We start from the raw sequence: 12,825 nt of genomic DNA on the forward strand, positions 1-12,825 counted from the left end.
CTTAAAACTCCTTCCATTTCATTTCGGTAAATAGTCGTAAAGCGGTTAAAGAGTGTTTATTCCTTACTAATTCCCTTTGTGCTTCCGCTAAACTTGCAGTTTGGAATAGTATAGGCTGACCAGGTGCTGCCTGGCTTAAAACAGGAAGGTCATCTTGGATGATTTGGCCGATTTTTGGGTAACCACCTGTCGGCTGACTTTCTGCCATTAAAACGATCGGCTGTCCATCTGGTGGAACTTGAATGGTGCCAAAGGCAGCGGCTTCGGTGGTTAAGTCCTTACTTTTGTTAGTTGTTAACGGCAATCCTTGTAATTGGTATCCCATCCGATTGGATTGCGGTGAAGACTTATAGGGAGTAGAAGTAAAACGGCTAATTGCTTCTTGTGAAAACCAATCTATTTGCCTGCCTTGCAAAAAACGAATCTTCTTTTCATTCTTATTAATATAGGCAAACAACTCCGGGCTGAGCTGCCAGGAAAAAGGTTTGCTCTTTAAGGGCGTATGAATTGGAATGGAATCCCCGACCCGCAGTCTTCCCGTAAAATCGCCGCCTAGATTGTCCTTTAATGAGGCACTTTTGGAACCTAAGAAACTCGGCACATTAAGTCCCCCTTTTACTGAAAGGTAACAATGCAATCCCTTGCGTGCTGTGCGCAGTTGAAGTGTTTCCCCTGTGGTTACGGGTATCGGCTTTCCTAAAGCGATAGGCCTGCCGTCTATTTTTGCCGCCATATCTGCCCCTGTTAAGGCTATCACCATATCCGCTTCGAAAGTGATGCTGGGACCGACATAGCTCATTTCCAGGACTGCCTCGCCTGGCCGGTTGTTAACAGTGATATTTGCTAGCTGTGCCGCCCAGGAGTCCAGAACGCCGCTGATGGAAAAGCCTGAAGATTGAAAACCATGGCGGCCGCTGTCCTGAATAGATGTTTGTAATCCTGCTTCAATAATTCTTAATGCCATGATTTCTCCTCCCATGAAAGAAACGCTTGTTTAGATATAGCTTGAAATCTGACTTGATCTCCAGGCTGCAGCAATGCCGGCTGGCTGTTTTGTAAGTTTAAAAGGCGCTTTGGCGTACGGCCGATTATTTGCCATCCACCTGGAATGTCTAATGGGTATACCCCCGTTTGCCGTCCGGCAATACCGACAGAACCGGCGGGTGTCTTCCTGCGCGGGGTCCGTCTGCGGGGGGCTGCTATGGATGGATCCAATCCGCCAAGAAAAGGAAACCCAGGTGCGAAGCCGATAAAATACACATAATACTCCTGATTCGTATGAAGCTTGATAACTTCCTTTACAGACAGGTTATTACGGTCGGCTACTTCAGCCAAGTCGAGAGCGAATTCTTCATCATAACAAACAGGGAGATGGACGGTTCTTGACTCAAGGCTTTGTTCCTGTATAAATGGGAGGTATTTTTCGATATAGAAACAAGCCTGCTCATATGGCTGCCTGCTATTAATAGCAAGGGGATTGTAATAAACAGTTAAGGTAGTATAGGCCGGAACAGACTCGATGAAGCCGGGAAAGGGCTTTGCTGAAATAGCAGACGAAAGCTGGTGGATGCGTTTATTGATTTCCGGTCTGATTTCTTCTCCATAGTCGATCATTATCGCGTTTTCACTTAATGGAAAAAATGCCAAATTATTCATCGTTTCACCTTCTATAAACAGTCTTTTTGATAGTGTAACGCAAATAGGCAAAATAGGTTAAGAAAGAGGACTTGTCTGGGGAAATCAGGAATAAACAGCAGGTGGTCGGTCGCTGCCTGCTGTTATGATCAGCTGTTGGATGGGGAAGGCATATCCTCGCTTGTTGCCTCCTCCTTCAGTAAGTCTTCTACTAGGTTGTAAATTGACAATAGTTCATACAGGATAATGATTTCAGAAGTGAAAAAGGTTGGATGATCCGTGCTATCGGGTTTGGCAGCCTCTTTTTTGCTTTTCCAAAACTGGGCCATTAGAGCTTGGATTTGTCTGCGGTGTTCCTCCGGATTGAATTTATCGGAATTTTTTAAGGCAGCAGCCAAGCACTCAACAGTTTCCAACACTTTTTCTTTTTCTTCTGTGCTCCACAGCAATGTATCCAACGGCGTATTGATTAGATTCCCGATATGATAGTGAATAAGCCTTAGAGCTGCCAGTTTTTCCTGCTCACTTAAAAAGACTCTTTTTGCTTGTTCATCGAAACGGTGATATTTTGATTCCTCTTTTTGGAAACGTATGAGCATTTCTGTTTTATCGAGTCGCCTTTTCAATTGAGAAAATGTATCCCGAATTAGCTTCTCCTTTGGTTTTTGGCCGTTTAGTGTAGCTTTTAAAATATTTTCCAATTCTATGCCGGTTGTTCTAGCCAGCGAGTGTATATTTTTAAGGATAAGGCTGGAATAATTGGGAGGATATACAAACATATTCACTGCCGTAGAAACTAGCAGTCCGATGGAGGTAGTTCCAAGGCGAATGAAGAAAGAGATAAGGTAATTGCTGTGAATAACTTCTATCATAGCAACAGATGTCAGTGTTGCTACAAGTAAGCCGGAATGCAGCTTCAAACGGAAACAGGTAACAATGGTAAATACAGCTGCAGCTGTATAGGTAATTGGAGAGTTTCCGAATAGAAAGATAAATAATACCGCGTACGCCGAGCCGATAGCAGAGGCGGGTAAACGGATCAACCCTTTTTTAATAGAGTCAGCAGCTGTTGGTTCAATCGTTACAATCGCGGTAATCACTGCAAATACAGCCGGCCAATTCAGCAATTGGCAAATCAATGATGTTAAAAAGACGGCAATTCCCGTTTTGACAATTCTTCCGCCGAGGACTTTAAATTTTTTCATTAGAATGCACCCTTACAACCATATTAAGTAAAGTATATCACTAAAAGGAAGGACTACCAATGCAGCAGCAAGGCTGCTCGTCCGATAACATAAATATTTAATGAAAGCGTTATCATAATATGGTATTATTAATAATAATCATTAAATATGTTTCTAAATCCACGATGAACGTTTCACTTTTTCAACACCGCTGTCATATAATATTTTAACTACATCAGGTGAAGCCATTAGGGGTCCAACAATCCAAGGGGGTGTTTGTATGCTGTCTGTTAAAAGATTCAAACCTTACTATATTAAAGAAGAGCGCGATTGTATAAGGGTGGTATTGGCATATCAATATTTTTCACTGTTGCTGGACGACAAAGTTTATCAATTTGTGCCATTGGAGGCACGTGAAATAAGAGTGAACCGTGAAACACGCAAAGTAGAAAACGAAGATGACGTATTTGTTTTCCAAAAAGGGAAGGAATACAATCGCCTGCCGCTTTCCGACTTAATTCGGTTGAAAGACTTTTTAACACAACTTAACACAATCATACATCCTTACTTACTGAAATCTCCACAAATTATGGATGAAGCAGAGTCAATCATTGAACAATTGGAGAAAGAAAACTTAAAAAGGTTGATAGACAAGGCTTTGGAAGCCGGCGATAAAGGTGAATTTGAGAGATTCACCAATACACTTATCAATGAATTCGAGAAATCAAACTAGTTTACCTAGTACATGAACTTTTAAAGTAACTGCAATCGCCCATCTATATTTGAATAAATCGTATATTAGCATATAAAAGGCCACTTATCCTATACAGGAAAATTGGCTTTTTTCCATTTCTTGATTGTCTATATAAAAAGGTATAACATACAAGAAAGTTATTTCAAAGGAGAGAGGAATATTGGATCTTCATTTATCAGGAAAAACAGTTGCAGTAACTGCGTCCAGTAAAGGAATCGGGAAAGCTAGTGCTATGGAATTTGCCCGTGAAGGAGCCAATGTGCTGATTTCCAGCCGAGACCATAGTACGTTAAAAGCAGTAGTTGCAGAAATTAAGCAGCAAACTGGAAATCCCCACGTCGATTTTGTTGTTTGTAATATGAAAGAGCCAGCGGATATTCGGAATATGGCCGACAAAGCAGCGGCTTGGACGGGCTCCATAGACGTGCTTGTTAATAATGCCGGAGGCCCTCCTGCGGGGAGCTTTCTTGATTTTTCAGATGAAGATTGGCAGCATGCATTTGAACTTAATTTACTTAGCTTTATCAGATCTATTCGCGAAGTAGTTCCTTATATGAAAAAACAGCAAAGCGGCCGTATTGTCAATATAGCTTCATCTTCTATTAAACAAACCTTGGACAACCTTGTTCTATCGAACACGATGCGACCAGGGATTGCTGGATTGGCGAAAAGTTTATCGCAAGAACTCGCTTCTGATAACATTCTGATAAATACAATCGGACCAGGCCGAATTGAAACGGGGAGGGTCACGGAGCTTAATCAAAAGAAGGCGGATAAGAGCGGTATCCCCCTTGACCAAGTAAAGGCAGAAGCAGTGCAGGCAATTCCATTCGGCCGGTCGGGTACACCGGAAGAATTTGCTAAAGCAGTTGTGTTTCTTGGTTCTGGTGCAAATACGTATATCACGGGACAATCCCTGTTGGTTGATGGCGGCTTAGTTAAGGCACTGTAATTATGGTATTAAAATATTTGTGATAAAAATTTCCAAAAAGGGAAGAATTGTGTAGTATAATGTGAAAGAACAAGGAACAGAAAGGATGTCTTTCGAATGGAAAAAGCCTTGCACAAGCGATTTATTACAAAAATGGATGCTAGTCCGACCTTTTTTGGTCTCGGTGCTTCACCGATTGCAATGGACGGCAGCTTCCTCCATGAAGTGCTTGATAATGGCATAAATTTGATTGATATAGCAAGCGCTTTCTCTGATGCCAATGAATGGATTGGACGAACAATAGCTGATCGCCGGGATGAATATATGATATCTTGTAGATATGGGAAGCGCTATACATATAAGGAATACTCATACCAGGCAATTAAGCAATCGATCGACAAGAGCCTGCTCCAACTCAAAACGGACACAATAGATATCATGCACATCCATTTCGGAGCCGAAACGGAGAAAATCCTTAGCGAAGGGGAAGCATTGCAAGCAATCAAGGAAGCGCAAAATGAAGGTAAAATTCAGTTTTTGGGAGCTTCTATTGATGGGGATGATGCCGAAAAATTGATTTTATCCAATGATTTTGATGTCGTTCAAATGGAGTATAATTTGCTAAACCAGCAAAATGAAAGCAATATCACGCTAGCGAATGAAAAGGGGATCGGCGTCCTCATTCGGGGAGGCCTGGCAGGAACACTTCTGACAGAACAATCTGCGGAACTGCACGGTGAACACACGCCATATAAACCGAAGTTGGAACAGTTGCTTTCCTTAGCCAACCATGACAGGGAGCAGCTACATAGCCTTGCTCTCCAGTTTTTGTATAGCAACAAAGCGATTAATTCAGTATTGATCGGAGCCAAAAATGCAGCGAAGCTTCAGAGACAAATAGAATTACTGGATAAGGAAGTTGATGAGCAGCTGCTATTGCAGGCAGCGGAAATCGGAAAATAAATAAATGATAAAGCAATTATTTTTTTGGGCTAAAATGTAAAACCTCCGGTGCTTCCTGAAACGGAGACTTTCTTGGTCGATTAGCTGATTTACTATATTTTTCCGGAAAGTAGATGAATGATTGCTCTTAAACTAACCGGGAATTATAGATGAACAATATACAAAAAATTTATTACAACCCAATTTGCCAGACATTGAAAAGGGATTGGTTATCGATTTATTATTTAAATTGCGCATTTTTTGTTACTTATTTTACGTACAGAGAAGCTATCATCAACAAATTGTATGATAGCTTGTGTTCGTTGAGGGTTGGTTTATTAAGAAAAACAATCAATAATTTGATTTCTGTAACTCCTCGTAGGCCAGAAGGAATTCTTCATAGCTTGTTTCGCCTAGTGTCTTTACATTATTTCTAAATAATCGTTGAAAAGTAATATCTCTTGCTTTTTCGATAGAGCATTCCATAGCATTCCTAATTAAATTCATGTAGGAAACAAAATACTCTTTCCGCAAGACTCCACCATGATTAATGATCATGTAAACATCCCCTTTCCCCTTTTTTAGTTACAACTCGTTCTACAACAATTACTTGCTGTATTTAAACCATCTATTTCTAAAGGTGTGGCAGAGGGCCCCACTCGACAAACCCCTGTTTCTGGTAATTTCAATTTTACTTTTCTAGCTTCTTCCTCATCCCCCGCAAGGTGGGCAACAATACCAATAACAGCTACATGCTTGTTTTTAAAAGTTTTCTCCTCTTCAACTATATTGGAAATATGTGTGTACAAATTCCTTTTTAGCTCTTGATTAATCCACACCCCATCAGCAAATGGAGGATTAGGGTTATCCAAGTTCCAGTTACATCAATTACAGCTTTCGTGGCTATTTTTTCCATGTTCCCATTAAGTTTTACATAAATAATGAAAGGCTTTTGTTCACAGGAATGGGATTTCATTTTATCCAGTTCTTCTTGGTGATATTCAAAATTTCAGCTTGATAAAGAATCCTTTCCTTTATCTGTGGATGATTGGCTAATGGTTCTAAGTATTCCTCCACCAGCTCCTTACCCGTTGGCCAATTTATCAGCTTTAGGTTCAACCCAATCAGTCTTTTGTAATAACTGTTTGGCAGCCTCATCCATATTGAATTCCCATGGGAAAATAATTGGACGTTTCTCCACTCAAGAATGTTACTTACTATCTTAGAGCCTTTCTCTAAAATAAGAAATGGTTGATTATATTTATTTAAATGGGCAGCAGCTGCGAGTCCTACCGGGCCTGAACCGATAACGACAATTGGTAATTCTGCCAATAAATATAGGATATGCAGCCTCTTTTCATCAGATAATGCTTTAAATGTTTGTTCATAATATTTAAATATGTGGTACATCAACTGTCATAGGAATCATAAAATCCTCCATTCATTTAATCAATTTTTTTTGATATATCCATAATACATCAAAAAAAATTGATTAACAAGGGATAAAACATTTCTGCATTATTAACCATCAATGTAAAATAGATCGCGAGATGTTTTTTGAAGCAAACGCAAGCTAAATTAAGAATGAATATCACGCAACTTAAATAATAGATTGATAGAATAGATTTAGGTTTATCCAATTATGATAGTAGAGTAAATTCATTTACTTCATTCTCTCTTTTGGATTTCTTTCAACCGGATGCAAGTGATATAGTGATGATTGAATGTTAATCTCAATGAGGAGGCTTTCTGGGTGTTATATTTGTTTATCTAGCACTTTTCGTTGCTCCGTTGAAAAAATGGTAAGCTCTGATGCGTATGTTTTTAAATAATATTAATGAAATATTTCAGGGAATAAGATACTCTAGGAAGTAGAATTCATCGTATAGTAACAGTTTTAGTTAACCGCTTTCATTAAAGGCAGGGGGAGATACCATGAAGAGGTTACCAAGAAACACCCTTTATGCCGCTGTAATTGTCGTGTTTCTTATTAGTTTTTGCTCGATGCTTTATTATGGGAAAGAAACATTTTACGTGGAGAAGAAACTATCTTCCCAGCAAATATATGATTACCATTTTGCGCTTATCACCGAGGAAGTTGGCAATGATTATTGGAGATTGATAGAGAACGGGGCAAAGGAAGAAGCAGCGAAACACAATGTTTACCTGGAGTATATAGGTCCAAGGAAAAGCGATAATGAAGAAAAATTGCAGACTTTTGATCGTATGATATCTGCAAAAGTAGATGGGATCATCACCCAGGGAATTGGCGGCGAACGATTTAAAGCTTTAGTCCATAAAGCGGTTGAGCGTGGGATTGAAGTAATTACCGTTGATACGGATGTGCCGCACAGTGAGCGGCAGGTATATGTAGGCACGGATAATTACCAGGCTGGCTATTTGGCAGGACAAGCGTTAATTAATGATACGGAAGGAGAAGTCCATGTTGGCGTCGTTATCGGTTTGTTGGATGCTCTCAACCAGCAGGACAGACTGAAGGGATTTAACGACGCAATTGCTGAAGAAAAACGGATTCATTTAGCTGACGTAAAGGAATCGAATATTACAGAAATTGGAGCTGCTGAAGCAGCGTATTCCTTACTAAAAGAACATCCGCAAATTAATGCACTAGTAGGGACAAGTGCATTGGATGGGATGGGGATTGTCCAGGGAATCGAAGAAATCCATCTTACTGTAGAGCCGTATGTTTTGGCGTTTGATATTCTTCCCCAGACATTGGAGTTGATTGATCAGGATAAGATTGATGCGACTATTACCCAGTACCCTGCCCAAATGGGAAAGCTGGCTGTCAGGCATATGGTTGATTTACAAACTGGCAGGCAGGTAGAGCAGCTGCAGTTCACCGAGACAGGAATCATCCGTAACAAAGACATCAGTAATGGAGAAATCATAAAAAAAGGTGACGAATCATGAAGACAATCCGCAGTAAATTGATTGTTTATTTCTTTGTCTTTGTCGTTTTGTTTAACATTGTTTCTGTCTCCATTTATGTTAGCTCCAATACGCTGACTAGTTCCTATCATTCGAGCTTTGAAAGGTTTTTACTGCTTAATACTATTTCCCAGTCGGCGAACAAGCTATACGAAGATACCAAGGCTTACGTGATGGAGCAGTCTGAAGAAAATAGCCATGCGTACTATGCTTCGAGAAAACAAATGAAGGAAAACGAGCAGCAGCTTCAATCCATCCTTGCTGATGATGAACAAATTCAAACAAAAAATTACCTTAATTTAATAGAGAATATTATTTATGAGAGTGAGATTACTACTGGATTTGTATTGAGGGATGATATTGAGCGATATACCGCTCATTTAAAAGAAACAGAAAGCACCGCATCTTATATCCAGGAAACGACATTGCATTTGATTGATTTGGAGCTTACAGAATATCAATCGTTATACCTTGATTTACAAGACCGCAATGAAGCATTCCGCTGGTTCACCTTATTTGTGTTCACGACCACTGTCATGCTGGCGATTTTTTTCGCTATTTGGTTTTCAAATGGAATCAACAAACCGATTCAGACGCTGACCAAAGCTGCCAGAGAGGTTTCCAGGGGAGACTTTGCTGGAGATCCTGTCGATGTCCGTTCCAATGATGAATTAAAACTGCTGGGGAGCTCCTTCAATCAGATGAGGGCAAATATCCACGAGCTGATTAATGAAATTAAAGACCAGTCAGAACAAGAAAGGTTAATGAAAGAATTAGAATTGAAGCATTTACAAAACCAGGTAAATCCACATTTCCTGTTTAATACCTTGAATACTATCTCAAAAATGGCCTATTTAGAAGACGCTAAGTCTACCTCCAATCTGATAGATTCTACTGCGGCCCTATTGCGATATAGTTTGGGCGATATTGATAAATATGTTCCATTGCGAGAGGAGGTCCGGGCCGTGGAAGAGTATTTAACAATCCAGAAAACGAGGTTTACTGAACGAATTAGATTTACGGTCGATGTCGATGAAAGCTGCCTTGATTTACCTGTTCCGCGTCTGACGCTGCAGCCTCTAGTAGAAAATGCTTTTATCCACGGGGTGGAAGAACAGGAGGAAGGCGGAACGATTCAATTACATATATATCAGAAGCGTGAAGCGGCCATTGTAGAAATCCAGGACAATGGAAAAGGAATGAGCGCCGATAGGATAGAAGCAATTCTTTCTTTCTCTAAGGAGGAAGGATCGTCCCATGTCGGCCATTCAACAGGGCTGGGAATATCCAATGTGATTCGCAGACTGCAGCTATTCTATCGGACAGAGCACGTTATTGAAATCGATTCGGAGCTTGGCCAAGGCACGAAAATCAAATTACTGCTGCCAAAACAAAATATTCCGGCTGGGGAAAATCGAGGAGGTGGATCTCATGAAAGTTCTGATAGCGGAGGATGAACTGCTGGAACGAAAAGCGATGCGTAAATTCCTTGAAGATAATTTTACTGATTTAACTGTGGTTGGCGAAGCAGTTAACGGGAGAAGGGCAATTGAAATGGCAGAAGAACTGCAGCCTAACGTAATATTGATGGATATCAAAATGCCTGGCATCAACGGATTGGAAGCAATAGAATCCATACATGAAAAGAACCCTGGAATAAAATTCATCCTTGTTTCCGCTTATGATTCTTTTGCCTATGCCAAACAAGCAATGAAGATGGGCGTAAAAGAATATATCTTAAAACCTAGTAAAAAAGAGGAAACGATCCGGGCGGTATTGCGTGTAAAAAAAGAAGTGAAGGAAGAACAGGCTAGAACTGAACGGACAAGGAATTCCAGTTTGATAGCCAAAGAATTGTTTTTGACTAAACTGATGAAGAACGAAATCGGGAATGACACCAAAGAGTTACAGCAGACGCTATTCCCTTTGTTCCGATCGGCTTTTTTCCTTGCTGCCAGTGATGAACGTCTATCCGGGAAAGCGATTGATGAGTGGATAAGCCAGATAACGGATGATAAATGGATATATAGGCTCGAAGAAGGCCAATTGATTATTGCGGTTATCTCTGAATCTGTTAAAGACAAAGCAGCGGTCTTAAAACTTGCCCGAAGGCTGCAAATGCAGCTGGGAGACGACGCTTATGTGGGGGCTGGTTATCCAGCGGAAAGGCTGGAAGATTTGCCTAATTGCTATCACCAGGCATTGCAGGCAGTCAAGCACTTAGAGCAGATGGGCAATAGTAAATTCGGCTTTCCGCCTGTTGAATTTAGCAGAAACAGCATTTTGGAAGATATCCTCTTGGAGGTCGTCAGCGGGAGCGACACAATTGCCCAGCATTTTTTAGCGGAAATGTGGCAGAACAAACATGCAAAGACAGAACTGCTGCAGGAACTGTTTTTCCGCCTAAAACAAGAACTGCAGAAGCGGGATATCCAACCGCCCGAAACGGCCATGCCTGACATGGATTCCTACCAGGACTGGGCAGAATACATCAAACTGGCCAGCTTGAATGTCCAGCACCATTTTCAATCACAGGATAAAATAGAGCGGGCAAAAAAGTTTATCCATGACCACTACCACGAGCCAATTAGCCTGGAGGATGTTTCTTTCCGATCAGAACTAAGCCCTAATTACTTTTCTAATTTATTTAAGGAATCAACTGGAGAAACATTTATTGATTACTTAACCCATATTCGGTTATTAAAGGCGAAAGAATTTTTACAGTCTAATAAATACAGCCTTAAGGAAATTTGTTTTATGGTTGGATATAAAGACCCGAATTATTTCAGCCGGGTTTTTAAAAAGTATTTTTCGCTATCACCGAAGCAATATCAAAAGAAAATCTTAAAAAAATGAAGAAAATCATAAAATATTACAGAAAAACGGCTCCCTTTTCCTGTGGAGTCTTTCTTATAATAAGTAATGTAAGCGGTAACAGAAAACGCTTTATAAGTTAAACAAAGGGGGCTTTACAAGTGAAGAAGATTTTTGGAATTTTATTATTAATGGTTATGGCACTTGTGATTGCAGCTTGTAGTTCTGATTCATCATCAAGTGATGATGGAGAAGATGCTAGTGCATCAGAAGGAAACGATTCAGAAGAAGCAGCCGGATCTGATGGAGACGGCGGCACAGTGGAAATTTTCAGCTGGTGGACAGGCGCCGGTGAAGAAGATGGATTATTGGCATTAATCGACTTGTTTGAGCAGAAGCATCCCGATATTACGGTAGATAATGCTGCGGTAGCTGGTGGAGCCGGTACAAATGCCAAAGCAGTGTTGGCTACCCGTATGCAGGGGGACGATCCGCCATCGACTTTCCAAGTGCATGGTGGAGCAGAGTTGAACGAAGGCTGGGTTGCAGCTGACAAAATGGAACCGCTGAACGATTTTTATGAAGAGCAAGGATGGATGGATAAGTTTCCACAAGATTTGATTGACTTGGTAAGTAAGGATGGAAATATCTATTCTGTTCCAGTAAACGTCCATAGAGGTAATGTTGTATTTTATAACAAACAAGTATTTGAAGAAAATGGAGTAGAAGTACCGACTTCTTACGATGAGTTTATTGAAGTTGCTGATACCTTGCAAGATGCTGGTGTTACTCCGCTTGCTTTAGGTGATAAAGAAGCTTGGACTGCAACACAAATTTTTGAAAACATTCTTCTGGGAGAATTAGGTGCTGAAGATTACCGGAATTTGTGGAATGGCGACATCGCTTTTGATGATGAGCGAGTAGTTGCAGCAGCTGAAAAGTTCAAGACAGTGCTTGGCTATGTTAATGAAGATCATGCTTCACGCAACTGGCAGGATGCTGCTCAATTAGTTGGTGATGGGGAAGCAGCTATGATCAATATGGGTGATTGGGCGAAAGGTTATTTCTCTAATGACTTAAACCTGGAGACTAATGTCGACTTTGGTTACTTTGCTTATCCGGAGACAGACGGAGATTTCATGGTTATTACCGACACATTTGGATTACCTAAAGGCGTGGAAAATCCTGAAGATGTCAAAGAATTCTTAAGTGTTCTTGGTTCACAGGAAGGTCAGGATGCATTCAACCCGTTAAAAGGTTCTATCCCTGCACGTGTTGATGCCGATACTTCTAAATACGACGAGTACGGCCAGGATGCGATGGAAGACTTTAATAATTCCAATCTGACTCCGAGTCTTGCCCACGGATCTGCAGCTGCAGAAGGATTTGTCACTAAAGCAAATCAAGCAGTAAACATATTCGTTACACAACTTGATGTTGAAAACTTTATCAATACGTTGAAAAACGCAGCAAATGAATTGTAAGAAATAGTCACAGGGTAATTTTAAAATTAATCAAAAAGCGGCTGACTCAGAACATTATGGTTCAAGCTCCTCTACAGCCTGAAGGCGGATCTGCCTGATAGGTTATGAGATAGGCTCGCCTGTCTTCGA

General features: G+C 40.6%; 13 protein-coding genes. 7 read left to right on the top strand and 6 right to left on the bottom strand.

Going from position 1 to position 12,825, the window contains the following annotated elements; translation table 11 throughout:
- Position 1: 1 nt before the first annotated feature.
- The 3 genes from BLR93_RS07625 to BLR93_RS07635 all read right to left on the bottom strand — a co-directional run bounded on the left by BLR93_RS07625 (position 2) and on the right by BLR93_RS07635 (position 2,840).
- Positions 2 to 964 (bottom strand): 5-oxoprolinase subunit C family protein, encoded by a 963-nt coding sequence (locus tag BLR93_RS07625; RefSeq protein WP_175559290.1) that lies wholly within the window; start codon positions 962 to 964, stop codon positions 2 to 4.
- Entirely contained in the window at positions 955 to 1,656 is a 702-nt protein-coding gene (gene pxpB / locus BLR93_RS07630; RefSeq protein ID WP_093212917.1) for a 5-oxoprolinase subunit PxpB, read from the bottom strand. Before pxpB ends, BLR93_RS07625 begins: the two co-directional genes overlap by 10 nt.
- 128 nt (positions 1,657 to 1,784) lie before the next feature.
- Positions 1,785 to 2,840 (bottom strand): aromatic acid exporter family protein, encoded by a 1,056-nt coding sequence (locus BLR93_RS07635; protein WP_093212919.1) that lies wholly within the window; start codon positions 2,838 to 2,840, stop codon positions 1,785 to 1,787.
- A 259-nt stretch (positions 2,841 to 3,099) separates the two neighbouring features.
- On the opposite strand from BLR93_RS07635, the gene BLR93_RS07640 reads away from it, so the two are divergent.
- The 3 genes from BLR93_RS07640 to BLR93_RS07650 all read left to right on the top strand — a co-directional run bounded on the left by BLR93_RS07640 (position 3,100) and on the right by BLR93_RS07650 (position 5,467).
- Positions 3,100 to 3,552 (top strand): IDEAL domain-containing protein, encoded by a 453-nt coding sequence (locus BLR93_RS07640; protein WP_093212921.1) that lies wholly within the window; start codon positions 3,100 to 3,102, stop codon positions 3,550 to 3,552.
- A 181-nt stretch (positions 3,553 to 3,733) separates the two neighbouring features.
- Positions 3,734 to 4,525 carry an SDR family oxidoreductase gene (locus BLR93_RS07645; RefSeq protein ID WP_093212923.1) on the top strand — a complete coding sequence of 264 codons (792 nt, stop codon included), beginning with the start codon at positions 3,734 to 3,736 and terminating at the stop codon, positions 4,523 to 4,525.
- Positions 4,526 to 4,621: 96 nt separating this feature from the next.
- Positions 4,622 to 5,467 (top strand): aldo/keto reductase, encoded by an 846-nt coding sequence (locus tag BLR93_RS07650; RefSeq protein ID WP_093212924.1) that lies wholly within the window; start codon positions 4,622 to 4,624, stop codon positions 5,465 to 5,467.
- Between the two features lie 330 nt (positions 5,468 to 5,797).
- Here the strand turns inward: BLR93_RS07650 and BLR93_RS07655 are convergent, their stop codons facing one another.
- From BLR93_RS07655 to BLR93_RS07660, 3 genes are all read right to left on the bottom strand, one after another.
- Entirely contained in the window at positions 5,798 to 6,004 is a 207-nt protein-coding gene (locus tag BLR93_RS07655; protein WP_093212926.1) for a hypothetical protein, read from the bottom strand.
- Between the two features lie 23 nt (positions 6,005 to 6,027).
- Positions 6,028 to 6,318, bottom strand: a complete 291-nt coding sequence (locus tag BLR93_RS17750) for a hypothetical protein (RefSeq protein WP_139184403.1) — start codon at positions 6,316 to 6,318, stop codon at positions 6,028 to 6,030.
- 100 nt (positions 6,319 to 6,418) lie between these two features.
- Positions 6,419 to 6,856, bottom strand: a complete 438-nt coding sequence (locus BLR93_RS07660) for an NAD(P)-binding domain-containing protein (protein WP_093212928.1) — start codon at positions 6,854 to 6,856, stop codon at positions 6,419 to 6,421.
- A gap of 525 nt (positions 6,857 to 7,381) precedes the next feature.
- Here BLR93_RS07660 and BLR93_RS07665 point away from each other — a divergent pair.
- The 4 genes from BLR93_RS07665 to BLR93_RS07680 all read left to right on the top strand — a co-directional run bounded on the left by BLR93_RS07665 (position 7,382) and on the right by BLR93_RS07680 (position 12,696).
- Entirely contained in the window at positions 7,382 to 8,380 is a 999-nt protein-coding gene (locus BLR93_RS07665; RefSeq protein WP_093212931.1) for a sugar-binding protein, read from the top strand.
- Entirely contained in the window at positions 8,377 to 9,855 is a 1,479-nt protein-coding gene (locus BLR93_RS07670; protein ID WP_093212933.1) for a sensor histidine kinase, read from the top strand. The genes BLR93_RS07665 and BLR93_RS07670 overlap by 4 nt, the downstream gene beginning before the upstream one ends.
- Complete coding sequence (locus BLR93_RS07675) at positions 9,830 to 11,254, top strand: response regulator (RefSeq protein ID WP_093212935.1); 1,425 nt, start codon at positions 9,830 to 9,832, stop codon at positions 11,252 to 11,254. Before BLR93_RS07670 ends, BLR93_RS07675 begins: the two co-directional genes overlap by 26 nt.
- Positions 11,255 to 11,403: 149 nt before the next feature.
- On the top strand, positions 11,404 to 12,696 hold the full coding sequence (locus BLR93_RS07680; RefSeq protein WP_093213471.1) for an ABC transporter substrate-binding protein: 1,293 nt from the start codon (positions 11,404 to 11,406) through the stop codon (positions 12,694 to 12,696).
- Positions 12,697 to 12,825 lie beyond the last annotated feature (129 nt).

Source organism: Sediminibacillus albus, assembly GCF_900101125.1.
In the GTDB taxonomy this organism is placed as follows: domain Bacteria; phylum Bacillota; class Bacilli; order Bacillales; family Amphibacillaceae; genus Sediminibacillus; species Sediminibacillus albus.

Bases quoted from the DNA above. Each gene is read 5' to 3' on its own strand.
- BLR93_RS07625 (WP_175559290.1), bottom strand. From the start codon at position 964: ATGGCATTAAGAATTATTGAAGCAGGATTACAAACATCTATTCAGGAC.
- pxpB (WP_093212917.1), bottom strand. From the start codon at position 1,656: ATGAATAATTTGGCATTTTTTCCATTAAGTGAAAACGCGATAATGATC.
- BLR93_RS07635 (WP_093212919.1), bottom strand. From the start codon at position 2,840: ATGAAAAAATTTAAAGTCCTCGGCGGAAGAATTGTCAAAACGGGAATT.
- BLR93_RS07640 (WP_093212921.1), top strand. From the start codon at position 3,100: ATGCTGTCTGTTAAAAGATTCAAACCTTACTATATTAAAGAAGAGCGC.
- BLR93_RS07650 (WP_093212924.1), top strand. From the start codon at position 4,622: ATGGAAAAAGCCTTGCACAAGCGATTTATTACAAAAATGGATGCTAGT.
- BLR93_RS07655 (WP_093212926.1), bottom strand. From the start codon at position 6,004: ATGATCATTAATCATGGTGGAGTCTTGCGGAAAGAGTATTTTGTTTCC.
- BLR93_RS07660 (WP_093212928.1), bottom strand. From the start codon at position 6,856: ATGTACCACATATTTAAATATTATGAACAAACATTTAAAGCATTATCT.
- BLR93_RS07665 (WP_093212931.1), top strand. From the start codon at position 7,382: ATGAAGAGGTTACCAAGAAACACCCTTTATGCCGCTGTAATTGTCGTG.
- BLR93_RS07670 (WP_093212933.1), top strand. From the start codon at position 8,377: ATGAAGACAATCCGCAGTAAATTGATTGTTTATTTCTTTGTCTTTGTC.
- BLR93_RS07675 (WP_093212935.1), top strand. From the start codon at position 9,830: ATGAAAGTTCTGATAGCGGAGGATGAACTGCTGGAACGAAAAGCGATG.
- BLR93_RS07680 (WP_093213471.1), top strand. From the start codon at position 11,404: ATGGTTATGGCACTTGTGATTGCAGCTTGTAGTTCTGATTCATCATCA.